The organism is Bacillus sp. FSL L8-0358 (assembly GCF_038593095.1).
GTDB lineage: Bacteria > Bacillota > Bacilli > Bacillales > Bacillaceae > Bacillus > Bacillus subtilis.
In genome coordinates, this window is sequence record NZ_CP151962.1 from 2,443,609 (window position 1) to 2,465,747 (window position 22,139).

General features: G+C 42.2%; 25 protein-coding genes. 9 read left to right on the forward strand and 16 right to left on the reverse strand.

Annotated features, from left to right (window positions below; all coding sequences use genetic code 11):
• The first annotated feature begins 118 nt into the window (after positions 1-118).
• Together NYE49_RS12500 and NYE49_RS12505 are read left to right on the forward strand one after the other, a co-directional pair.
• Entirely contained in the window at positions 119-472 is a 354-nt protein-coding gene (locus NYE49_RS12500) for a hypothetical protein (protein ID WP_003245993.1), read from the forward strand.
• Entirely contained in the window at positions 469-933 is a 465-nt protein-coding gene (locus NYE49_RS12505; RefSeq protein WP_014480272.1) for an endolytic transglycosylase MltG, read from the forward strand. The genes NYE49_RS12500 and NYE49_RS12505 overlap by 4 nt, the downstream gene beginning before the upstream one ends.
• Before the next feature lie 28 nt (positions 934-961).
• Here the strand turns inward: NYE49_RS12505 and pstB (NYE49_RS12510) are convergent, their stop codons facing one another.
• From pstB (NYE49_RS12510) to NYE49_RS12550, 9 genes are all read right to left on the reverse strand, one after another.
• Positions 962-1,744, reverse strand: coding sequence for a phosphate ABC transporter ATP-binding protein PstB (gene pstB / locus NYE49_RS12510; RefSeq protein ID WP_014480273.1), 783 nt, complete (start codon positions 1,742-1,744; stop codon positions 962-964).
• A gap of 10 nt (positions 1,745-1,754) precedes the next feature.
• Positions 1,755-2,564: a phosphate ABC transporter ATP-binding protein PstB gene (pstB, locus tag NYE49_RS12515; RefSeq protein ID WP_015384102.1), complete on the reverse strand. Its 810-nt coding sequence runs from the start codon at positions 2,562-2,564 to the stop codon at positions 1,755-1,757.
• 20 nt (positions 2,565-2,584) lie between these two features.
• Positions 2,585-3,469, reverse strand: coding sequence for a phosphate ABC transporter permease PstA (gene pstA, locus NYE49_RS12520; RefSeq protein WP_174616720.1), 885 nt, complete (start codon positions 3,467-3,469; stop codon positions 2,585-2,587).
• Entirely contained in the window at positions 3,469-4,398 is a 930-nt protein-coding gene (gene pstC, locus NYE49_RS12525; protein ID WP_015714268.1) for a phosphate ABC transporter permease subunit PstC, read from the reverse strand. Before pstC ends, pstA begins: the two co-directional genes overlap by 1 nt.
• A gap of 68 nt (positions 4,399-4,466) precedes the next feature.
• Positions 4,467-5,369: a phosphate ABC transporter substrate-binding protein gene (locus tag NYE49_RS12530; protein ID WP_047182883.1), complete on the reverse strand. Its 903-nt coding sequence runs from the start codon at positions 5,367-5,369 to the stop codon at positions 4,467-4,469.
• A gap of 154 nt (positions 5,370-5,523) precedes the next feature.
• A complete protein-coding gene (gene pbpA, locus NYE49_RS12535; protein ID WP_047182884.1) occupies positions 5,524-7,677 on the reverse strand; it encodes a penicillin-binding protein 2A in 2,154 nt (717 codons plus the stop codon).
• A 113-nt stretch (positions 7,678-7,790) separates the two neighbouring features.
• A complete protein-coding gene (locus NYE49_RS12540) occupies positions 7,791-9,083 on the reverse strand; it encodes an MFS transporter (RefSeq protein WP_003230095.1) in 1,293 nt (430 codons plus the stop codon).
• Positions 9,084-9,189: 106 nt separating this feature from the next.
• Complete coding sequence (gene sodA / locus NYE49_RS12545) at positions 9,190-9,798, reverse strand: superoxide dismutase SodA (protein WP_004398583.1); 609 nt, start codon at positions 9,796-9,798, stop codon at positions 9,190-9,192.
• A gap of 178 nt (positions 9,799-9,976) precedes the next feature.
• Complete coding sequence (locus NYE49_RS12550; protein ID WP_015483441.1) at positions 9,977-10,459, reverse strand: DUF456 domain-containing protein; 483 nt, start codon at positions 10,457-10,459, stop codon at positions 9,977-9,979.
• A 109-nt stretch (positions 10,460-10,568) separates the two neighbouring features.
• On the opposite strand from NYE49_RS12550, the gene NYE49_RS12555 reads away from it, so the two are divergent.
• The 3 genes from NYE49_RS12555 (at position 10,569) to ispG (ending at position 12,980) form a co-directional block, all read left to right on the forward strand.
• The gene (locus tag NYE49_RS12555; RefSeq protein WP_015384107.1) at positions 10,569-11,330 is read left to right on the forward strand and encodes a DUF1189 domain-containing protein; all 762 of its coding nucleotides are present in this window, start codon (positions 10,569-10,571) and stop codon (positions 11,328-11,330) included.
• 94 nt (positions 11,331-11,424) lie between these two features.
• The gene (locus NYE49_RS12560) at positions 11,425-11,724 is read left to right on the forward strand and encodes a LysM domain-containing protein (RefSeq protein WP_047182885.1); all 300 of its coding nucleotides are present in this window, start codon (positions 11,425-11,427) and stop codon (positions 11,722-11,724) included.
• Positions 11,725-11,846: 122 nt separating this feature from the next.
• Positions 11,847-12,980 (forward strand): flavodoxin-dependent (E)-4-hydroxy-3-methylbut-2-enyl-diphosphate synthase, encoded by a 1,134-nt coding sequence (gene ispG, locus NYE49_RS12565; protein ID WP_010886567.1) that lies wholly within the window; start codon positions 11,847-11,849, stop codon positions 12,978-12,980.
• 25 nt (positions 12,981-13,005) lie between these two features.
• On the opposite strand, the gene NYE49_RS12570 is transcribed toward ispG, so the two are convergent.
• A complete protein-coding gene (locus NYE49_RS12570; protein WP_010886568.1) occupies positions 13,006-13,395 on the reverse strand; it encodes a DUF308 domain-containing protein in 390 nt (129 codons plus the stop codon).
• A gap of 132 nt (positions 13,396-13,527) precedes the next feature.
• Between NYE49_RS12570 and NYE49_RS12575 the strand changes: the two genes are divergently transcribed.
• On the forward strand, positions 13,528-14,109 hold the full coding sequence (locus tag NYE49_RS12575; protein ID WP_003246215.1) for a nucleotidase: 582 nt from the start codon (positions 13,528-13,530) through the stop codon (positions 14,107-14,109).
• Between the two features lie 42 nt (positions 14,110-14,151).
• Here NYE49_RS12575 and zur read toward each other — a convergent pair whose 3' ends face one another.
• Positions 14,152-14,589, reverse strand: coding sequence for a zinc uptake transcriptional repressor Zur (zur, locus tag NYE49_RS12580; RefSeq protein WP_004398578.1), 438 nt, complete (start codon positions 14,587-14,589; stop codon positions 14,152-14,154).
• A 137-nt stretch (positions 14,590-14,726) separates the two neighbouring features.
• The gene (locus NYE49_RS12585; protein WP_003230077.1) at positions 14,727-15,608 is read right to left on the reverse strand and encodes a YitT family protein; all 882 of its coding nucleotides are present in this window, start codon (positions 15,606-15,608) and stop codon (positions 14,727-14,729) included.
• A gap of 115 nt (positions 15,609-15,723) precedes the next feature.
• Between NYE49_RS12585 and NYE49_RS12590 the strand changes: the two genes are divergently transcribed.
• A complete protein-coding gene (locus NYE49_RS12590) occupies positions 15,724-15,978 on the forward strand; it encodes a DUF2624 domain-containing protein (protein WP_003230076.1) in 255 nt (84 codons plus the stop codon).
• Between the two features lie 26 nt (positions 15,979-16,004).
• On the opposite strand, the gene NYE49_RS12595 is transcribed toward NYE49_RS12590, so the two are convergent.
• Complete coding sequence (locus NYE49_RS12595; RefSeq protein ID WP_009967756.1) at positions 16,005-16,898, reverse strand: deoxyribonuclease IV; 894 nt, start codon at positions 16,896-16,898, stop codon at positions 16,005-16,007.
• Positions 16,899-16,907: 9 nt separating this feature from the next.
• Positions 16,908-18,224 carry a DEAD-box ATP-dependent RNA helicase CshB gene (cshB, locus tag NYE49_RS12600; RefSeq protein WP_047182886.1) on the reverse strand — a complete coding sequence of 439 codons (1,317 nt, stop codon included), beginning with the start codon at positions 18,222-18,224 and terminating at the stop codon, positions 16,908-16,910.
• A gap of 168 nt (positions 18,225-18,392) precedes the next feature.
• Between cshB and NYE49_RS12605 the strand changes: the two genes are divergently transcribed.
• Both NYE49_RS12605 and NYE49_RS12610 read left to right on the forward strand, forming a co-directional pair.
• Positions 18,393-19,130 (forward strand): YqfQ family protein, encoded by a 738-nt coding sequence (locus NYE49_RS12605; RefSeq protein ID WP_100506300.1) that lies wholly within the window; start codon positions 18,393-18,395, stop codon positions 19,128-19,130.
• Positions 19,131-19,252: 122 nt separating this feature from the next.
• The gene (locus tag NYE49_RS12610; RefSeq protein ID WP_014477361.1) at positions 19,253-20,197 is read left to right on the forward strand and encodes a 4-hydroxy-3-methylbut-2-enyl diphosphate reductase; all 945 of its coding nucleotides are present in this window, start codon (positions 19,253-19,255) and stop codon (positions 20,195-20,197) included.
• A 24-nt stretch (positions 20,198-20,221) separates the two neighbouring features.
• Here NYE49_RS12610 and NYE49_RS12615 read toward each other — a convergent pair whose 3' ends face one another.
• Positions 20,222-21,343 carry a Nif3-like dinuclear metal center hexameric protein gene (locus NYE49_RS12615; RefSeq protein ID WP_047182888.1) on the reverse strand — a complete coding sequence of 374 codons (1,122 nt, stop codon included), beginning with the start codon at positions 21,341-21,343 and terminating at the stop codon, positions 20,222-20,224.
• Positions 21,336-21,986: a tRNA (adenine(22)-N(1))-methyltransferase TrmK gene (trmK, locus tag NYE49_RS12620; RefSeq protein ID WP_014480286.1), complete on the reverse strand. Its 651-nt coding sequence runs from the start codon at positions 21,984-21,986 to the stop codon at positions 21,336-21,338. Before trmK ends, NYE49_RS12615 begins: the two co-directional genes overlap by 8 nt.
• Positions 21,987-22,139: the final 153 nt, after the last annotated feature.

The following is a 22,139-nucleotide window of genomic DNA, read 5'->3' on the forward strand; positions in this document are numbered from 1 at the left end:
AGAAGAAGCAAAGAAAGATTTCTCGACAAAATCTCGTTTTTTTCGCGAATTCCTTTAGAAACTATTGGTTTTATGGTATAAAAAAGAAGGATAAAAAAAGAATAGAAGGTGATGAAACGTGGAAATTGCTATTATTGCGTTGTTTATCGTCAGTATAGCGCTAATTGCATTCTCATATTCTCAAAGAGACCCGATGAAAGATGTAGAACAGGAGCTCGAAACACTGCAGCTTTCTGCGATGCAGGAAATTTACAAGCTCAAAAAGAAAATGACAGTGCTTGAGGAAGAATTACTGGAAACAAACCTTGTCATTCGCAAATCAAAGCAGAACGACATCAATCAAAAAATCGCTAAACAAATACTTTCTAAATATAATAACGGTATGTCAGCTGAAGCGATTGCTAAAGCTGAGCATGTATCAGTGGAAGACGTGAATACGATTATCAAAGATAATGAGAAGGTGCTCGTATGACAAAACGGGGCATTCAGGCATTTGCTGGCGGCATCATTTTAGCGACAGCCGTTCTTGCAGCTGTTTTTTATCTGACTGACGAAGACCAGGCCGCTGCTGTAAAAGATAATAAAACAGTAACTGAACAAGACGTGAACAATTACCTTGATTCTAAAAAAATGGTTTCTGTGAACCGTGATGAATATCAAAAACTTCTTGATTCAAAAGAGAAATCGTTGACCGATGACAGTAGCTCAGACACGAAAACAGACAAAGTCAAAACGTACAAGCTCAAAATTAAAGATGGCATGAGCACTGCGGATGTATCTGCTATTCTTGAAAAAGAGGGCATTATCTCTTCGGCTCAAGACTTTAATGACTATGTCATTGATGCCGGCTATCACAAAGAAATTCGTGCCGGCGAGTTTAAAGTAAAATCAGACATGAGTTTCAAAAAGATCGTAAAAACGTTAACACGATAAAAAAACAGGCTGACTCAGCCTGTTTTTTTCATCCAAACTTTCCTGAAATGTAATCGAGCGTTCTTTGGTCCTTCGGGTTAGAGAACATTTTATTCGTATTGTCGCATTCAACAAGCTCGCCCATGTAGAAAAAGGCGGTTTGATCAGAAACCCTTGCTGCCTGCTGCATGTTATGCGTGACAATGACAATTGTATATTTATTTTTCAGCTCTAGAATGAGTTCTTCAATTTTTCTCGTTGAGATTGGATCTAGTGCAGATGTCGGTTCATCCATCAGCAAAATATCAGGATTGGTCGCAAGTGCTCTAGCGATGCAAAGACGCTGCTGCTGGCCCCCTGACAGCGAAAGAGCGGACGTATGCAATCGATCCTTCACCTCATCCCATAATGCCACGTCTTTTAATGACTTTTCCACAATTTCCTGAAGCTTCTTTTTATTTTTGGTGCCGTGGACTCTCGGTCCGTAAGCCACATTATCAAAAATAGATTGCGGAAACGGATTCCCTTTTTGGAATACCATGCCGATATTTTTTCGCAAATCCACGATGTCCACTTTATCCTTTAAAATGTTGCTGCCATTATAGTTCAGCTCACCTGCAAGCTTTACATTCGGCGTCATTTGAATCATTAAATTCAATGTCTTGATAAAGGTCGATTTCCCGCATCCGGATGGCCCGATAATCGCCGTAACCTCATTTTCATAAATGCTCAAATTGATATTTTTTAAAGCATGATGCTGTCCATACCATAAGTTCATTCCATTGACTTGATAGACTTCCTGTTTCATTACAGCTTCGGTAGCAATACTCATTGCCGCCCTCCTATCCGAATTTTCCGTTAATATAATCCTCTGTCTTTTGCTTTTTCGGACTCGTGAAAATCTGTTCGGTCTGTCCGTACTCTACAAGCTCTCCGTTTAAAAAGAATGCCGTCCGGTCAGAAACCCGCAGAGCCTGCTGCATATTGTGCGTGACAATAATAATTGAGTATTCTCTTTTCAATCCTGTAATTAATTCCTCTATTTTTGCATTTGAAATCGGATCAAGCGCTGAAGCTGGTTCATCAAGCAGAAGAACAGCCGGCTTCATCGCAAGCGTTCTCGCGATGCATAAACGCTGCTGCTGGCCGCCGGATAACGAGAGTGCTGATGAATGTAAACGATCCTTCACCTCATCCCAGAGCGCTGCTTTTGTTAAACTTTCTTCCACAATTTCATCTAAAACGGCTTTATTCCGCTCTCCGGCATATTTCAATGCATGTGTGATATTCGCATAGATCGATTTCGGAAATGGATTTGGTTTTTGGAAAACCATTCCGATTTCTCTTCTCAAGCTGACAACGTTAATATTGCCGCCCAATATATTTAATCCCTCATAAAGGATTTCACCTTCCGCTCTTGCAGATGGAATTAAATCGTTCATTCGGTTAATATTTCTCAAAAAAGTGGATTTTCCGCATCCCGACGGCCCAATTAAAGCAGTCACCGCATTTTTTTCAATATCCATGTTTACATGATGAACCGCTTGTTTATTTCCGTAAAAAATAGACAGATCTTTCACCTCAAGCACGTGGTTCTGCTTCGGAACAATAACAGCTCGCTCAGGTTTTTCTTTTACCATTTGTTCAGACATGTTTTTCGCCTCTTTCCGTTCTAATTAGCCGTAAGCTTTTTGTAGATCATCGTGCCAAGCCATCTCGCTGCGAGATTAAACACAAGAACAGAAATCACCAGCACGGCAGAACCACCGTTGGCAATCGCTTCAGCATCCGGAATCATTCCTTGTGTATTGACGTTCCAAATGTGGACCGCAAGTGTTTCAGCGGGCCTGAAAATATTAAGCGGTGATGTTTCCGAAAACGGGTTCCACTCCGTAAAATTAAGACGCGGTGTTGTCAGGCCTGCCGTAAATAATAATGCGGCCGCTTCCCCGAACACCCTTCCTGACGCTAAAATTGCTCCTGTGATAATAGAAGGAATCGCACTTGGAATTAAAACCGTTTTTACGGTATGCCAGCGTGATACACCTAAAGCGAGAGAGGCTTCCTTCAGATCTTTAGGGACTGAACGGATCGCGTCTTCTGTCACACGCACCATGACAGGAAGGTTAAAAACAGTTAACGCAAGCGCCCCGCCTATGATCGTATATCCCCAGCCTGTTAAGTTGACAAACATCAATAATCCAAACATCCCAATGACAATAGACGGAAGAGATGAAAGCACCTCTATACATGTTCTGATGAAGTCAGTCACTTTGTTATTAGGCGCATACTCAGCCATGAAGACTCCGCCGCCCACACCGAGCGGGATTGTAATCAGCATTGTAATAAACAAAGTATAAAAGGAGTTAAACAGCTGATCTCGTATGCCTCCTCCAGCTGCAATGGCGCTCGATTTTGTTGTAATAAATTGAAAACTGAGCTGAGAAACACCGTTTATAATAATATAGGAAAACAAACCTACTAAAATGGCAGCGATAATGGCTGCACACAAACCAAACATTCCGGTCGCCAGTTTATCTGTTATTTTGCGGTTCATTACACTTTCCTCCTAGATGACAAGTAGCGAATAAGCAGGATGAACAAGAATGACATCACCAGAAGCACAAGCCCCATTGACCACAGCGTATTGTTTTCAACGCTTCCGTATGTGGTGTGGCCCATATTCAGCGTGATGATCGTTGTCAGCGTTCCCGCAGTGTCAAACAGGCTTTCCGGCAATACTCTTGTATTTCCAATGACCATCTGAACAGCCAAAGCTTCGCCGAACGCCCGAGCCATGCCTAACACAACAGCTGTCATCAATGTTGGAAAAGCTGCAGGCACAAGTACTTTTCTGATCGTCTGCCATCTTGTCGCACCAAGCGCGTAAGAACCCTCTCGTAAACTCTTCGGAAGAGAAGCCATTGCATCAGCAGAAATCGATGTGATCGTCGGCAGAATCATGACGGAAAGGACAATCGTTCCCGCCAATAAACTGTGCCCTGTTCCGCTCGATTTGAACTGGGCGATAAACGGCACCAATACTGTAAGACCTATGAATCCATAAACAACAGATGGAATACCGACTAAAAGCTCAATTACCGGCTGCAGCACTTTCTTTCCCCAATTCGGGGCAATCTCTGTCATAAAAATCGCACCTGCAATGCCAAGCGGCGCAGCGATTAGAGCAGAAAGAATCGTTACTGCAAATGAGCCAAAAATAAATGGCAGCACTCCGTATTTCGGATCAGTATCTGTAGGATTCCAATTTAAGCTCGTTAAGAATTCAATTGGGCTTACACCATTTACAAGAAAAGATTGCAGCCCCTTCACGCCGAGGAAAATGGTGATTGCAACAGATGCCGCAATCATAATCAGCGCACATGCTGTTACAATCATTCTTCCCCGAACTTCATCCAATTGCCGATTTTGCCTTGAGCTGATTAAACGCTCGCTCACAGACATATTTTCTCTATTGTTTATCATTGTTTTACACTCCTATGAATGTGTTAAGAGGAGAAACGGTTGTCCCCGCACTCCTCTTTTTATTAAGATCAGCTTTGCTTCCCGTTGGCATCGCGTGTCACTTTCATATCAGTAACCGGAATGTAGCCTTGGTCAGTAACAATGCTTTTTTGAATGTCTTCACTCTTTAGATAATCAAGAAATTCTTTAGCTAAACCTGTCGCTTCACCTTTTGTATAAGAATGCTGATAAGCCCAGATCGGATACTCGCCAGTTGCTACATTTTTCGCTTCAGGTTTAACACCGTCAATAGATAGAGCAGTTACTTTGTCATCTGTTAAATATGAGAATGCAAGATATCCAATCGCTCCCGGAGTATCAGCAATGATCTTTTTCACCGTGTTGGAGGAATCTTCAGTAATGCCTTCTGCAGGCTCCGCTCCGTCAAGCGCATATTTCACAAATGTAGCACGTGTGCCAGAAGAATCAGGACGGTTTACAAGTGTAATCTTTTGGTCTTTGCCGCCGAGCTCTTTCCAGTTTTTGATTTTTCCAGTGAAGATTTTTTTCAATTCATCTTTTGAAATATCCTTCACACCAGCATCAGGGTTTACAGCTGCTGCCATACCAACTACAGCGACTTGATGATCGACAAGCGCTTTTGCATCGATGCCTTCTTTTTCTTCAGCAAAAACGTCTGAATTCCCGATCTGAACAGCACCTTCAGAGACTTGAGAAAGCCCTGTTCCAGAACCGCCAGCTTGTACCTGTATATCAGCATCAGGGTTTTCTTCCATAAATTTTTCCGCGGCTGCAAGTACTAGTGGCTGCATAGCCGATGAACCAGAAATGGTTAAAGAACCTGATGCCTTTTCTTCTCCTTTTGCAGAATCGCTATTCGATTTTTTACTTTCTCCTGCATTTCCGCATGCAGCTGCAATCATCATAAAAGCAGCCATCAGAAGCATAAGCATCAATTTGTTTTTTTTCATTTCCTGAATTCCCCCTGCGTATAATGTGTAATTTGTCCTACACGTATAGAGTAAAGGTTCTATGTAAAAAGGGTTTGAACCGAATGTTAAGGTTTTGTAAATCAGTGCGTTTTTTTGTATAAAAAAAACGCCCACATCATGTGAGCGTTTCTTTTTAGTTATCAGAAGACGTTGTGTTTTCTGCACTTTCTTCGATTTTGTCTTTATTCTTTTGCTGAGTATCTTCTTTGTCCTGCTTCGATTTCAGCTCAAAATATTTATCCATTACTTCCCTGCCGATTTCGTTTGTAATGGTATATTTAGCGCTGTAATCAATATAAGCCCAAGGGACTACTACAGAGATTGCAATCTCAGGATTATCAGCCGGTGCATAGGCGACAAGTGTCGTATTATAAGTCGATGTTCCTGTTTTTGATTTATCAGGTCCATCATAGAACGATTGTGCTGTTCCTGTTTTACCGGCAGGCTGATATGACGCTGAAGCAAATTGGCTGGCAGCTGTCCCTTTTGTCATCACCCGTCTGAATCCGGCCTGAACCTCTTTAATGTATTCACTCTTCATGTCGATTTTATTCAGCACTTCTGGCTGAACGGATTGTACGACAGCACCGATCCCTCTTTTAGCATCAGGTTCTCTGACTTCCTTTACAAGCTGAGGCTTTAAGCGATATCCGCCGTTTGCAATCGTTGATACGTATTGCGCGAGTTCCAGCGGTGTATACGTGTCGTATTGGCCGATCGCATAGTCAAGCAAGAATCCCGTCAATCTGTCTGTTCCTTTATAGCCTGTCATTTCATTCGGAAGATCAATTCCAGTTTTGACACCCAGTCCAAATTGGCTGAAGTAATTACGGAACGTATCAAAGGCCGTCGTATCAATCGGTAAAGCCTGGTGCGGTTTATATTCACCTTTTCCGAGCGCGATCGCAGTTTTAAACATAAATACGTTGGAAGACTGCTCTAAGGCTCTTTGAATATTGACCGGTCCTAAGTTAGTCCATGACTTTTTACCGCGTTTATCCTGACTGCCGATATACAATGGTTCATCTTGAAAAACAGTATTCAGATTAATAGCTCCGGTTTGAAGGCCTGTCAAGACTGTTGCGCCTTTGACCGCTGATCCCATGGCATAAGATGACGTCATTGTACCTAAAGCGTAATCATCAATTTTATATTTCCCATTTTCTTGTTTAATCTGCTTGCCCGCCATTGAAAGCACTTCACCGTTTCTTGGGTCCATCATGACAACGAATGCACGGTCTAACAATTGCGTGCTTGGTCTTGCTTTAGCAGATTTGAGGTTCTTCTCAATGATTTTTTCCACTTCTTTTTGCAAATCAATGTCAATCGTAAGCACGAGATCTTTACCGGCTTTGCCTTCAGATACCGTTTTTGTTCCCGTGACATTGCCGTTTGAATCTGTGATATTTTCGACTTTGGCTTTTTGGCCCTGCAGAAGGCTTTCATATTGGTATTCCAAATAGCTTTTTCCGACCCTGTCATTACGGCTGTAGCCAAGCGACAGATAATGGTCGAGCAAGTTGGACGGCAACCCTTCATTAGAGCTGGAAACACTTCCGAGCACTGAGCGAAGAAGGTTTTTATACGGATATTCACGTTCCCAATCGGACGTGACATCAACACCTGGCAGTTCGTCTAAATGTTCACTTACCACTGCCATTTCCTTCGCTGATACATCTTCGTTTTTGATATATTGAGGGGTCAATGCATAGCCCGAATCCATCTGTCTTTTGATAGCGAGGATCTGCATATCTTTATCCGTTAATTCATTCAGCTGCTTATCAGTAATCCGTTTTAGCTGAAGCTGGTATAAATCGTCATCGGATATTTTTTTGTCTTCAACCTGCTGTCTTTCTTTAGAGCTAATGAGCTTTTTCGCTTCTTTCGGTCTAGTCAAAATCCAATAATCTTTTTTATCCCGTTCTGTTACTTTTTTTGTATCGACTTTGATCATGTCAGACAGCTTTTTTGCGATCTTTAAGCGCTGTTCTTGCGTGGTCGATTTAGATCTCGTGTATGTGATTGCATTTAAAGCCTTATTTGTCACAATGGCATTAAAGTTTCGATCATAAATTTTCCCGCGCGGTACCGCTGAGCTGACTTCACTTTGTTCCTGCTTATTCGCTTGGTTTTTGTAATCATCGCCTTGCACGATCTGCTTGATGCCCAGTTCCACAATAATCCAGGTAAATATAACAAAGGCAGCTAAAAATAAAATATTCAGCCGGATCGGAAGCGACTTCTTTTTCTCTTTATGATTTTGCTTTTTTGGTTTATTTCTCCTCATAACATCACCTTTTCTATTTACAGAAAGAAAAGACACTCAAGTAAGAGTGCCAGTTTTCATTTTAAAGGTTTTTTCGACTTTTTTCTACAGATAACCCCTTTTTGGCAAAAAAATTATCTCTCGCCTTTTAACAGGGTCGGTTCTGTTACCCGTTTTTGGCCGTCTTCTTCCATGGTTTCATTTTCCCCTTCTTTCTCCTTAAAACGGATATCCTTGACAAAGTAATAAATCAAAGGATGTCCTATACCCAATATCGCAAGTGACAAAGGAATTCCCACATCCTCTTTCAGAAGGGCCACAATCAGGAGAAAGCACAAAATGGAAACAATTCTGCCGGCGTTCAAGAACATTTCTCTAAGCACGATATATTCAATTCTTGCTTTTCTTGCATGCCTCGCGCGCCCTATCACATCATATGTAAGTGATACATATGGCACAAGCAACAGAGGATAGCCGATGGCAATAAAAACGCCGTACGTTAATAATGTCGAAAAGCTCATATGGAACAGAATCAAAAACAGCGCGCCATACAAAATAAGTCCGCCCAGCAAAATCGATTTTTTTCTCGCCTTTTTCTTAATCAGCCTGGATGCAAAGTAGTAGGCAAAGAAGGAAACAGCTGAATTGACAAGACCGAATGTACCGAGAGCAAGTTCGCTGTTTGTCTCAATAAATACAAACACACTGATTAAAAAGACAAAAATCCCTTCTCTCAAACCCTGAAAAAAATGCGCATTCGTGATTCTCCGCCAATTCATATTGCTATGGCGCTCTCCAAATACTTTGCTCAGCATAAAACGGCCCTTTGATTCTCTCCGTTTTAAGAAAAAGCTCATCACGACAGCCAGGGCAAATAAACTGAGGGAGAGACTGAAAATCACTGTATAACCCGTATTATTTTCAAGCCTTGAGATCACGAATCCGGCTACAATCGGGCCGATCATTCCTGCAGAGGAAGACAGAATGCCCATAAACCCGTTGAAAAAGTCCCGCGTATCCGGCTCTGTTATTTCAAAGGTCAGCACGTTAAACGCTAGCCAATAAAAGCCATAGCCCACTCCGAGCACCGCGCCTATTAGCACGAGGCGGCTGGCCGCCGTTTCTCCGGCTAAAAGCACACTTAAATAAAAGGCAGCTAAAAAAATGACGCCGAACCTTAAAATAAATACCCTGTCTATTTTTTTGGCTAACCGTCCAGCCAAATAAAAGGTTATCGGCTGCATTGTCACAATGGATAAATTATATATCGCCAAATCAATAAATTTCCCTGACTGCTTCCAAAGATACACATTAACAAATGTATTGGACAGTGCAATTCCCAGCGAGTAAAGCCCGCCAATGGTCAGCAGAAAGAGTAACCCTTTGTTTACGTCTACATCGCCTATCACTTTTTTTAGTTTGCTCATTACTGACTCCCCTTTACTATCCCTTAGTCTGTCTCACTCAAACCGAGATATGTAAAAAGAAGACATAAAAAAACAAGGTCCCATAATGAGGACCTTGTTTGTGCCATTATTTTGCTTCACTGTATAGACGAGCCACTTCGTCCCAGTTTACAACATTCCAGAAAGCTGAAATGTAATCAGGACGGCGGTTTTGATAGTTAAGGTAGTAAGCATGCTCCCAAACGTCAAGACCTAAGATAGGCGTTTTGCCTTCTGAAAGCGGAGAATCTTGGTTTGGCGTGCTTGTGATTTCAAGTTTACCGTTGTTCACAACAAGCCATGCCCAGCCAGAACCGAAGCGTCCAGCTGCAGCTGCTGCGAATTGCTCTTTGAATTTGTCAAAGCTTCCAAATACACTGTTGATCTCTTCAGCAAGCGCGCCAGTCGGTTCGCCTCCGCCGTTTGGAGATAAAAGTGTCCAGAATAATTTGTGGTTCGCGTGTCCGCCGCCGTTGTTGCGGACTGCAGTGCGGATGTTTTCAGGAACAGAATCAAGATCTGCAACAAGCTCTTCAACTGATTTGTTGGCAAGAGCAGTGTTTCCTTCAACCGCTTTGTTTAAATTTGTCACGTATGTGTTGTGGTGTTTCGTATGGTGAATAGTCATAGTTTCCTTGTCGATATGCGGTTCTAAAGCATCGTACGCATAAGGTAATTCTGGAAGTTCGTAAGCCATGATAATTCCTCCTTAGTATATATGTACTGAAATGCCGCTTCACAGCGAGCCTTTCTTCATTCAATGTAACAAAAGAATGCTTTGTAATCAATGAAAAAGCTCACGATTTGGCTCATTTCAGCGGACATACTTCACTTTAACCGATAATCTGCCCCATTAAACCTGCCGCCAGCATTTCTTATAGGACCGTCCATAAAAAGTATCCGATCATCAAAAGCTGTATGATGCCCTTGGCAATAACCCCTGTTAAAAAACCAATGAGTGAGCCGAGGCCAATTTTAAACGCTGACTTTAAGTCCTTCTGATGGACGATAAGTTCTGCGCAAACAGCCCCGATAAACGGGCCCAATATGATCCCTGCAACCGGAATGACAAAAGGCCCGACTAATAAACCGATCGTGCTTCCCCATATGGCAGCTTTGCTTCCTCCGAACCTTTTTACTCCAAGCAGATTCGACACGTAATCTGCTGCGAATAATACTGCGGCAAAAACTGCCTCAACAAGCCAGAACATATAAGAATACGGACTGAATGAAAATAAAAATCCGTACAATACAAATCCGGCAACAATAAATACTACGCTCGGAATAACAGGATACACCAGCCCGATAAAGGCAATGATAAAAACCGCTGCAATCAACAGCCAATACAACATATCCATAGCTTCCATCCTCCCATTTTACTCTGTCTTCTTCATGTCTTCCTTGTATTCACACGCATGCAACGATACAATAAGCAACATATATTAGTTTAGCTAGGAAGTGAAGATAGTGAATGTGTTTCAGCTTTTCATTAAAAGTACATACTCTCCCCGTGATATTGCAAAAACAAGATTTCAAGGAATCGGAAAAGCGATTCTTTATGTATTTTTGCTCTCTGTCCTGTTTGCAATCCCTACCGCTTATTATGTAAGTACAGGGACCGTAAAATCAATGAACGGCTTTAAAACTGTTTTAAACAAAGATTTCCCTGATTTCACAATTTCAAACGGCAAACTTCAAACGGATGAGAAAAAAGCCACGGAATCTCAAGCAAATGGTTTCGTTATCGTGTTCGATCCGACAGACTCCTATGGCACTGAACAAATTGAAGCAAAGCAAAACGCGATCGGCATCCTTCAGAACAAATTTGTTTTGGCCATTGACGGACAAGCCCAAGAAATGTCTTACTCAATGATGCCGTCAGAGTTACAGAAAAAAGATGTCATTGCAGGGTTAAACCAAAATAAAGCGATGATTGTCACTGTTCTCTCAGCTCTTATTTTTCTCGTAACAGCAGCGGGAAAATTTATTGAAGTATCGTTTTTAGCGCTTATCGGGTTAATCATTAAGAATTCGCAGAAAAAACATTTATCCTATCATCAGCTCTGGAAGCTTTCTGCTTATTCCATCACCCTTTCAACTGTATTCTTTACAATCATGCGGGCATTAGAAGCAACCGTACCAAGTGAATTTTTGCTGAACTGGTTTGTCAATTTTGTCATCCTGTTTCTCGTTTTAAAAGAGATTCCGTCCAAAAAAGCTGCTGTATAAACCGAGGCTGCATTCGCAGTCTCTTTTCTTTTGTCATGAATCTAAATGGACAAGCATACTATGGTATAAAATTTCGTATGCGGGAGGAAAAGCGATGAAGCGTCTCACCTTAGTATGCAGCATTGTTTTTATACTTTTTATTCTTTTTTATGACCTTAAAATTGGAACCATACCCATTCAGGACCTCCCTGTCTATGAAGCATCAGCAAAAACGGCTGCACAAGAACCGGATTATAAAACGGTGAAGGTAAAGCCGGGTGAGACGGTTATGTCGATAGTCGGATCAGCAGGTTCTCCGGATGACATTGTAAAGGATTTTGAAGCACTGAATCCAAATGTGAAAGCCAATGCCATTCAAGCGGGAACAGCGTATAAATTCCCGGTCTACCCTTAATTTAACGTTAATTTCTTGTCAGTTCGGCGAAGACACTGTTACAATGTAATTTGTAAAATAAATTCACATAAACCATACTAGAATTGTTATATCTAGAAGCGGCAACTACAATTAAGGAGCGATTGCAAGTGAGTGAAATCACACATCGTACAAAAACGCGTCCCGTCAAAGTGGGACCTTTAACAATAGGCGGCAACAATGAAGTTGTCATCCAAAGCATGACAACAACAAAAACACATGATGTAGAAGCAACGGTTGCGGAAATTAACCGTTTGGCTGAAGCCGGATGCCAAATCGTTCGGGTAGCATGTCCGGATGAACGGGCAGCAAACGCCATTGCGGATATTAAAAAGCGCATTTCCATTCCTCTCGTTGTTGACATACATTTCGATTATAAACTTGCGTTGAAAGCCATTGAAGGCGGCGCAGATAAAATCCGAATCAACCCCGGCAACATCGGCCGGCGCGAAAAAGTTGAAGCGGTTGTTAAAGCGGCCAAAGACAAAGGCATTCCGATCAGAATCGGAGTAAACGCCGGTTCATTGGAAAAACGGATTTTAGAAAAATACGGTTATCCGACTGCCGATGGAATGGTAGAAAGCGCACTTCATCACATTAAAATTCTTGAGGATCTTGATTTTCACGATATTATTGTCAGCATGAAGGCCTCTGACGTGAACCTTGCAATCGAGGCTTATGAAAAAGCGGCGAAAGCGTTTGACTACCCGCTTCACCTCGGGATCACCGAGTCAGGAACGCTGTTTGCCGGCACAGTAAAGAGCGCAGCAGGACTCGGCGCCATTTTAAGCAAAGGCATCGGGAACACCATGCGCATTTCACTAAGCGCAGACCCTGTAGAAGAGGTAAAAGTAGCAAGGGAGCTTCTGAAATCTTTCGGCTTAGCCTCCAATGCTGCCACGCTCATCTCATGCCCGACTTGCGGCCGTATTGAGATTGATCTAATCAGCATTGCCAATGAAGTGGAAGAGTATATTTCTAAGATAAAAGCGCCGATTAAAGTTGCTGTTCTCGGCTGCGCTGTAAACGGCCCTGGTGAAGCGAGAGAAGCTGATATCGGAATCGCCGGCGCACGCGGTGAAGGACTGCTGTTCCGGAAAGGGAAAATTGTCCGTAAGGTTCCAGAGGAAACGATGGTAGAAGAACTCAAAAAAGAAATTGACATTCTTGCTGAGGAACACTACGCAAAACTTGAAGCTGAAAAAGCAAAATTAAAAGAAGAAACACAAAAAGCTTGACGGGAACCCGTCAAGCTTTTTTGTGTTAGAAAAATGGAATAATAAATATTCCAAGCACTAATGAAACGACACCGATACCCATTGCCCAGGCTCCAAGGCCTTGAGCACCTCTTCTTCTTGCGATATAGCCGACAATAATACCAGCAGCTCCCAATAAAACAGGCAGTACAAACAATGATATGATGGACAAGGCTAAAGCGATATATCCTATTCCCCGTCCTTCATTGACATTGCCGCCGCTGCGATCATTGTCTTGGTCATTGCTGCGGTCAGCAGCACGATAAGGCTCTGCGATTTCAGCAGCTGTTTCCTCAAAAAAACCGTCATTGTCGCGGGTAATATTTGTCCCTTCAGATCCATGATCAACATAGTAACTGTTGTTATCACGCTTTTCGTAATCGTTTGCCACCTTCAATTCCCCCTTCTGTTTTATTAAAGGAGCTTTTATAGTTTGATCCATTTTGCCTGATTCATGTTTGCTAAACTTTTCTGTTAATGTCAATTGTTTATGTTACACTTGAAGGGATGAAACTGAAGGAGTGTGGGCATGTTACGCTTAGGAATAGATATTGACGGCACAATCACGGCTCAGGATACATTCGTCCCTTATTTGAACCGTTCGTTTAATCTTTCCATTTCATTAAACGATATGACGGATTATGATTTAACAAAGCTGTTAAACATTACCCAGGAAGAATTTTGGGATTGGATGAATCAAAATGAAGCGATCATATATAAGGAAGCATTGCTTGCACAGCATGCGAAACAGTCACTTGATCTTCTCAAAGAGGAGCACAAGCTTATTTATATTACAGCGAGACGGACTCATTTAACTGATATTACCTATGAATGGTTTGACAGACAAAACATTCATTATGACCACATCGAACTCGTTGGCGGTCATCACAAAGTTGAAGCGGTCAAGAATCATAACATCGACCTGTTTTTTGAGGATCATCACGGGAACGCCATGATGATTGCGAAAGAAGCCGGGATACCGGTGATTTTGTTCAATTCCCCTTATAATCAGCTTCCGATTGATTCAAACATCATCAGAGTAAACAACTGGCTAGAAGCCGTTCAATGGATGAACAACAACAAGCATCACTTAATACGCGTCAATAACTGAAAAAGGAGCCCAAACCGGGCCCCTTTTTCATATATACGCATTTTACGCAGTAGTGTTTTCTTGGTTTTCCGCTGTACAATCAGGGCATGTGCCATAAATCTCAAATTTATGCCCGCTGACCTGATAGCCATCCAAATCATCACAAAGCTTGTCCATCGGACATGATTCAATTTCCTTTGTTTTGCCGCAGGCAAGACAAATAAAATGATGGTGGTGATGGGTGAATGAACACTTAAATCGGAAGAGCTTTTCACCGGACAGCTCAGTTGTTTCCAAAATCCCAAGTTCTTCATATAAAGAAAGATTTCTGTAGATTGTATCAAAGCTTAAGCCTGGATAATCATCATTCAGTGCAGACAGTACGTTTTTAGCGGTAAGATATCTGTCTGAATCAGCAAAAAGCTGCAGCATATCCTCCCGTTTGTTTGTATATTTATATCCGTTTTCTTTTAGTAGGTTCAGCGCTTCTTGTACGTTCATGAAGGGTCCCCCTTTTCGCTTTGCTTAAGAACGTATCACATGTATGAAAAAGAAAATGGCAGCTGTCTGTCCAGCAAGCCATTTTCTTTACTGCAGATAAAATTATACCCATAAAATGAATAAAAGTAAATGAAAGCCTAGTGGATTGCGTTTTTGAATTTTCCGCCTCTCGTTTCATGAGTATTCATAATTGTTATGAATGCATTTTGATCAACTTCAAACACGATCGATTTGAGCTTTGTCACTTCCAGCCTTGTGACAACCGCGTAAATTACGTCTTTTTCTTCGTCCGTATATCCGCCTTTCCCCTTCAGCTTCGTTGTGCCCCGACCGAGACGGTGCAAAATCGCGTCGGAAATCTCATCATACTGCTCAGACACAATAATGACAGCTTTTGTTTCATCAAGCCCTTGGATCACGGCATCAATCGTTTTCATCGCAATATAATAAGTCATGAATGAGTACATCGCTTGCTCAGGACCGAACACAAAAACTGCCCAAATGAAAATGAACACATTGATGAACATAACGAACTCACCTACTGAAAACGGGAGTTTTTTGGTCAGCAAAATACCGAGAATTTCTGTACCATCCATTGAACCTCCGTTTCGAATAACAAGCCCGACGCCAAAGCCGAGTAAAAGACCTCCGAACACAGTAGCCAAAATAGGCTGGGTTGTGATGGCTTCTACATGGTGAAGTGAGGATTCAATAACGGCAAGCCCGACAATCCCTATAAACGTAGAGACTAGAAAGGTCTTACCGATATATTTATATCCGAAGATCATAAAAGGAATATTTAATATGACAACGAAAAAGGCGAAATTCAGAAAGGGGTTTGACATAAAGAGGTGGTCTAAAATAAGTGATACACCGATAATCCCGCCATCAATAAAATCATTGGGGATTAAAAATAATTCAATACTTACAGCCGCAGATGCAGCTCCTACCAGAATCATAAAGACCCTGAAAATAAAATGGGTAAATGTTTCTTTCTTATGTTGTTTTGTTGGGGTCATAAAATCTCCTTTCCTGCAATAACTATTTTAAATACATTATAAATCTATTTTACCATTAAACACTGACACATTTTACTGATTTGCCCATACATTAAGTCTGGAGGTGGAATGACCGATGATTTTATTTCAAAGAATTATTTTACAGCGGCTTAATCAGGCTACTGCTGACGATTTGCTGAAGTACTCAAAACAATACGGAATCAGCTTAACAAGGTCACAGGCCGTTGAAGTAGCGAACCTGTTATACGGGAAAAATGTAAACATCTTTAATGAAAGTGAACGAATGCGGCTGCTGAAACAAGTAGAGACGATTACATCGAAAGAAACAGCTCAAACAGTTAATGAACTATTCAAACAATTTACAAGCTAAAAAATGGGGGTGTTATCCCCCATTTTTTATTGCTGTAAAATCTTTTCGAGCAATGTATCATCAAATTGTTTTTCTTTCAGCATTTCAATCTCAAAACGGTATGGCGGTTTTTTGTTCTTTTTATCTTCACCGACATATGGTGTTTCAAGAATTTTTGGAATGTCTTTTAACTGCTCATGGTGAACAACATATTGCAGTGCGTCAAAACCAATTTCACCAAAGCCAATATTTTCATGGCGGTCTTTTCTCGCACCTTTGACATTTTTGCTGTCATTGATATGAAGCACTTTAATACGGTCAATGCCAATGATTTTATCGAACTCATTCAGCACTCCGTCAAAGTCTTCAACAATGTTATACCCGGCATCATGTGTATGGCATGTATCAAAGCACACTGACAGCTGCTCATTGTGTGTAACGCCTTCGATAATCTGCGCAAGCTCCTCAAAGCTTCTGCCGCATTCTGATCCTTTTCCAGCCATTGTTTCTAATGCAATCTGGACATTTTGATTCGGATCAATCACTTCATTTAAGCCTTCAATAATTTTTTTGATGCCGGCTTCAGCTCCTGCCCCTACGTGAGCGCCAGGATGAAGGACAATTTGCTTCGCTCCGATGGCCGCTGTCCGTTCAATTTCTGAACGAAGAAAATCAACACCCAGCTCAAAAGTGGACGGATTTGTCGTGTTGCCAATATTAATAATATAAGGCGCGTGTACGATAATCTCGTCAATGCCGTTTTCTTGCATATGTGCCCGGCCTGCTTCTATATTTAAGTCTTCAATTTTCTTTCGGCGCGTATTTTGCGGTGCGCCTGTATAGATCATAAACGTATTCGCCCCATAAGAGACTGCTTCCTGGCTTGCAGCCAGAAGCATATGTTTTCCGCTCATAGAGACGTGTGAGCCTATTCTCAACAACAGGTTCCCCTACTTTCTTTTCTTAGATTGGTTTCTTCTCTGTTTTTTCTTGATTTTCTCCATCTCATAGCTCATTTTCTTTTTATACCCAGGCTTAACCTTCTTAGGCTTTTTCACGAGACGATGAGCAATTTCATCCGCTTCATTCGGCGTTTTTTTACGCTTTTTGCGGCGCTGACGGTCATCGCCTTTTTTCCATTCGCCCTTTTCAAGCTCTAAGTAATCAAATTCGATGCCCATTTTTTCAAGTCTTACTAATGCATCCTCATCAGTAAGTTCATAAATGGTCATCGCTTGTCCTGATGAGCCGGCACGAGCCGTTCTGCCCACACGGTGGACATAGAAATCGAGATCATCCGGCAGCTCATAGTTGATAACATGGCTGACACCTTTAATATCAATGCCTCTTGCGGCAAGGTCAGTTGCAATGACATAAGTGAATTCCAAATCATTGATCTGCTTCATGACTTTTTTCCGCTCACGTGGTGTTAATCCGCCGTGCAGCAAGCCGATTTTCATGCCTTTGCCAGTCAGATACTGGGCAATATGGTCAGCCGTATTTTTCGTGTTGGCAAACACAATCCCCAGGTATGGATTCAAATGCGACATGATGTCAAAAAGGAGCTTGTCCTTGTCACGATGTTTCGAAGGAATGAGGATATGCTCGATTTTCGCAGCAGTCACCTGTTTTGGCTCCACATGGGCGTATTTCGGATTTTCCATGTATTTCTTCAAAAATGGTTTCAGCTTTTCCGGTATGGTCGCTGAGAACACAAGCATTTGCAGATCCTCAGGCATGCGGGAACCGATGTAATCTACATCTGCAAGGAATCCCATGTCCAGCATTAAATCCGCTTCATCAATAACAAGAGATTCCGCTTTATGAACACTTAACGCCTGTTCTTTGGTTAAGTCAGCAATCCGTCCGGGTGTACCGACAACAAGATGCGGCTGTATTTTCAATTTATCAATTGATTTTTGTTTATCAGTGCCTCCGATAAAACATTTCGAGCGAATCTGACTGCCTTCCTCACCCTGCGTGATTTTAAGCGCTTCCTGATAAATCTGGTTGGCTAGCTCTCTTGTCGGAGCCGTAATGACTACCTGAACGACATCCTTAGCAGGATCGATTTTGTTTAATAAAGGCAGTAAATAAGCGTGAGTCTTTCCAGTACCCGTCTGAGACTGGCCGATGACGCTTTCTTTTTTTAACACTGCAGGAATCAGCCTTTTCTGGATATCAGTCGGTTCGTAAAAACCAAGGCGATGTACTGCATCTATAATAAATGGTTTCAATTCATAAAGTTCAAATTTCGTTTCTTTCATTTTTCCCAGCTCCTTAAAGCGGCACATTATGTGTCCATCATCACATTATACCCGATTTTGCTTAAAAACACCACGTTTGCAAGGTGTTTGTTTTATTCAGTTATGTAAAGCAAATACCGCAGCCCATGCATATTCTAATAGCAGAGAGAGCTGAAAGGAGGTACAAGTATGTTTTCACCGCAGCAGCCAATGAGAAATTACCCACAGCCCGGACCGCCCCGCCCCATGCCAAATCAGCGAATGATGGGCAGAAGACCGCCTAATATGCGAGGACCTTCATTTGGAGCACAGCAGCAAGGTTTTCAGCAAGCCGGACAATTTCTTCCTCAGGCAAATGCCGGAGCGAGAAATGGTGCAGGTGCAGGCGGAGGCTTAAAAGGAATGCTGTCAAGGTTCCTACCCGGCGGAGGAGGCGCTGGCAGCGCCGGAGTTTCTGGAATTCCAGGAGCAGGTGCAGCAGCGAGCGGAGGTGCTGGCCTGCAAGGCATTCAAAATATCGCCAATCCTGCATCATTATCCAGTATGCTTGGAAATGTGCAAAAAGTACTCGGCATGGCGCAGCAAGTCACCCCTATGATCCAGCAGTACGGCCCATTAGTCCGCAATCTGCCAGCAATGATGAAGCTGTACAGCCAATTAAGTAAAAGTGATGAAACTGAGACAGAGGCCAATGAGGAAAGTGAAAAACAATCCGTTTCAGAAGAATCATCAGAAAAAGAGACTGAAACAAAAACCTCAGATGGGAACAAAAAATCAAAACCAAAAAGTTCTTCTCTCCCAAAGAAATCTAAAACAACTGACAATAAAGAACAAGAATCAAAAACATCTGCCCCGAAGAAAAAGGAAGCTGCCTCTCCTGCTCCGAAAAGAACATCAGGCAGTTCAAAACCGAGATTATATATTTAACATTCTTTGATATCTGAAGTGAGATTGGCTATAATGAGATCAGAAGAATGCAAGAATAGAGCCGTTTGATTACGGCTTTTTATATTGCCTTTACTCACTTCAGTATTGGAGGACAACCAAAAATGGACGTAATTAAAATTTCACCGCGCGGCTATTGCTATGGTGTTGTTGATGCTATGGTCATTGCCAAAAATGCGTCACTAGATAAAAGCTTGCCAAGACCCATCTATATACTCGGGATGATTGTTCATAATAAACACGTCACTGATGCGTTTGAAGAGGAAGGGATTTTTACATTGGACGGCTCTAACCGTCTGGACATCTTAAAGCAGGTTGACAAAGGAACTGTCATTTTCACTGCGCACGGTGTTTCTCCCGAAGTCAGAAGAATCGCAGAAGAAAAAGGGTTAGTCGCAATTGATGCTACATGTCCGGATGTGACGAAAACTCATAATCTAATCTTAGAGATGAAAGAAAAAGGATATCACGTGATCTATATCGGCAAAAAAGGGCATCCAGAGCCTGAGGGAGCCGTTGGCGTAGCGCCAGAGATCGTTCACTTAGTTGAAACAGAAGAAGATGTAAAGAACCTTGATATCCAAGCAGAGAAGTTAATCGTGACGAATCAAACAACAATGTCTCAATGGGATGTTCACGACATTATGGAGCTTGTCAAAGAAAAATATCCTCATGTCGAATATCACCAAGAGATTTGCCTCGCTACTCAAGTGCGGCAGGAAGCTGTATCAGAGCAGGCAAAAAAAGCGGACTTAACAATCGTTGTCGGAGACCCGAAAAGCAACAATTCAAATAGGCTTGCTCAAGTGTCAGAGGAAATAGCCGGGACAAAAGCATACCGGATCGGCGACTTAAGCGAACTGAAGCTCGAATGGCTGAAAGGCGTTAATACCGTTGCAGTTACAGCGGGAGCTTCAACACCGACGCCGATCACAAAAGAAGTCATTCGCTTTTTAGAGCAGTTTGATCACGAAGATCCATCAACTTGGACAACTGAACATAATATACCGCTCAAAAAAATACTTCCAAAAGTAAAAGCAAAAAACTGAGGCTGTAAAAGCCTCAGTTTTTTTTTATAGAAATGTAAATGGATTTGTATCTGTTTCAGAAACAAAGATATTCACGTCAAACTTTTTATCATTACACATTGATGTCAGTTTTCTCGTGACGCCTTCTTTCATGATTTTTTCCGCGTAATGGCCCGGATCAACCACATTTAGGCCAAGCATCATCGCATCATGGGCCACATGGAAGTATAAATCTCCTGTGACGTAAACATCGGCTCCCTTTCGTTTTGCATGATGAATATACTTGTTTCCATCTCCACCAAGAACAGCTACCTTTTTCACCATGCTGTCAGCATCCCCCACCATTCTGACACCATTGACGTCAAGCTTGTCTTTCACAAATAAAGCGAATTCCTTAAGCGTCATCTCATTTTTAAGGGTTCCGACACGGCCGAGCCCTTTTTCGGCGGGAGTCTGTTCGACAGGATAGATATCGTAAGCGACTTCTTCATATGGATGGCTTTTTATCATTGCATTGATAACAGCTTTTTCGATGCTTTTAGGAAATACAGTCTCAAGTCTTACTTCATGAACAAGCTCAAGCTCTCCCACTTCACCGATAAAAGGCTTGGCTCCATCCAATGGCTTAAAGCTGCCGATCCCTTCAGATGAAAACGCGCAATGGCTGTATTCACCGATATGGCCGGCCCCCGCATTTCCGAGCGCGGCTCTGACCTGCTCTTCATATTCCTTCGGCACGTATACTGCCAGCTTTTTCAGAGGATCCGTATAAGTAGGTGCCAGCACTTCCGTCTCACTCAGCTCTAATGCTTCAGCAAGCAAATCATTCACGCCGCCGTCCGCAACGTCTAAATTTGTATGAGCTGCATAAACAGCAATATCATGCTTCAAACACTTTTCAATTAACCTTCCGGCAGGCTGATCTGTTGAAATATGCTTTAGCGGCCGGAAAATAGGAGGATGATGTGCAATAATCAAGTCAACCTCTTTTTCAATCGCTTCATCGATAACGCTCTCTAACACATCAAGTGTAACCATCACATTTTTAATTGGTTTGTTTAAAGTGCCGATTTGCAGGCCGATTTTATCTCCTTCAACCGCATAGGCTTTCGGGGAAAATTGTTCAAACAGCTGGATGATCTGCTGCCCATTTACACTTTTAGCCATGATCGATTACCTCCTTTAACAGCTCCATTCGATCGGAGAGCTCCTTTAATTTTTGTTTGTTTTGCTCTGTATCCGCCGCTTGGCTAATCTGTTCATAAATGCTTTGAGTGTGCTGAAGCTCTTGTGTCCACTTTTTCAAAAAGACAGCATTTTTTTCTTTTGCCAAGAAAGGGCCGACGAGCATCCCGGCTGATAAAGAAATACCGTCATAAGCCGCATCCCTGTCTCCCGCTTCTGCTACCAGCACCTCATAGCACTTTCCGTCCTCTTCAAGGATTACCTCATCTATCAGCGCATATCCTTCTTTATAAAGCCACTCCCTGATATGAACAGCATGAATATTCGGCTGTAAAATGAGCCGTTCCTTCCCCGTTAATTTGTCTTTGCCCGCTTCTAAAATGTGAGCGATCAAAGCCCCGCCCATTCCGGCAATCGTAATGGCATCAGCTTCACCTTTTTTAATCACTTCCAGTCCGTCTCCCTGCCTTACAGAAATGTGCGAGTTTAAGCCTGATTTTTCAACCTGCCGCTTTGCAGACAAAAATGGGCCGTCTGTTATTTCTCCGGCAATCGCCCCGCTGGCTTTATGATTCAGCACCGCATAACAAGGAAGGTATGCGTGATCAGAGCCGATATCGGCCATCACCGCTCCATTCGGTATGTACTCCGCTACTGTTTGCAATCGTTTAGATAATTTTAATTCGTTCACTTGTCATCACAACTTTTCTCAATCATTTTTTCCTTTACTATCATATAAAAAATCAGCCCGGAATCCAAGCTGAAGCAAATGATTTTG

Excerpts from the sequence above, each read along its gene's own strand:
- NYE49_RS12530 (WP_047182883.1), bottom strand. The coding sequence starts at position 5,369 with ATGAAAAAAAACAAATTGATGCTTATGCTTCTGATGGCTGCTTTTATG.
- NYE49_RS12610 (WP_014477361.1), top strand. The coding sequence starts at position 19,253 with ATGGACGTAATTAAAATTTCACCGCGCGGCTATTGCTATGGTGTTGTT.
- NYE49_RS12505 (WP_014480272.1), top strand. The coding sequence starts at position 469 with ATGACAAAACGGGGCATTCAGGCATTTGCTGGCGGCATCATTTTAGCG.
- pstB (WP_015384102.1), bottom strand. The coding sequence starts at position 2,564 with ATGTCTGAACAAATGGTAAAAGAAAAACCTGAGCGAGCTGTTATTGTT.
- NYE49_RS12540 (WP_003230095.1), bottom strand. The coding sequence starts at position 9,083 with ATGAGCAAACTAAAAAAAGTGATAGGCGATGTAGACGTAAACAAAGGG.
- NYE49_RS12550 (WP_015483441.1), bottom strand. The coding sequence starts at position 10,459 with ATGGATATGTTGTATTGGCTGTTGATTGCAGCGGTTTTTATCATTGCC.
- NYE49_RS12575 (WP_003246215.1), top strand. The coding sequence starts at position 13,528 with ATGTTACGCTTAGGAATAGATATTGACGGCACAATCACGGCTCAGGAT.
- trmK (WP_014480286.1), bottom strand. The coding sequence starts at position 21,986 with ATGGCCGATATCGGCTCTGATCACGCATACCTTCCTTGTTATGCGGTG.
- pbpA (WP_047182884.1), bottom strand. The coding sequence starts at position 7,677 with ATGAGGAGAAATAAACCAAAAAAGCAAAATCATAAAGAGAAAAAGAAG.
- pstC (WP_015714268.1), bottom strand. The coding sequence starts at position 4,398 with ATGATAAACAATAGAGAAAATATGTCTGTGAGCGAGCGTTTAATCAGC.
- zur (WP_004398578.1), bottom strand. The coding sequence starts at position 14,589 with ATGAACGTACAAGAAGCGCTGAACCTACTAAAAGAAAACGGATATAAA.
- NYE49_RS12560 (WP_047182885.1), top strand. The coding sequence starts at position 11,425 with ATGAAGCGTCTCACCTTAGTATGCAGCATTGTTTTTATACTTTTTATT.
- cshB (WP_047182886.1), bottom strand. The coding sequence starts at position 18,224 with ATGAAAGAAACGAAATTTGAACTTTATGAATTGAAACCATTTATTATA.
- NYE49_RS12585 (WP_003230077.1), bottom strand. The coding sequence starts at position 15,608 with ATGACCCCAACAAAACAACATAAGAAAGAAACATTTACCCATTTTATT.
- NYE49_RS12615 (WP_047182888.1), bottom strand. The coding sequence starts at position 21,343 with ATGGCTAAAAGTGTAAATGGGCAGCAGATCATCCAGCTGTTTGAACAA.
- NYE49_RS12590 (WP_003230076.1), top strand. The coding sequence starts at position 15,724 with ATGATTTTATTTCAAAGAATTATTTTACAGCGGCTTAATCAGGCTACT.
- NYE49_RS12605 (WP_100506300.1), top strand. The coding sequence starts at position 18,393 with ATGTTTTCACCGCAGCAGCCAATGAGAAATTACCCACAGCCCGGACCG.
- pstB (WP_014480273.1), bottom strand. The coding sequence starts at position 1,744 with ATGAGTATTGCTACCGAAGCTGTAATGAAACAGGAAGTCTATCAAGTC.
- sodA (WP_004398583.1), bottom strand. The coding sequence starts at position 9,798 with ATGGCTTACGAACTTCCAGAATTACCTTATGCGTACGATGCTTTAGAA.
- pstA (WP_174616720.1), bottom strand. The coding sequence starts at position 3,469 with ATGAACCGCAAAATAACAGATAAACTGGCGACCGGAATGTTTGGTTTG.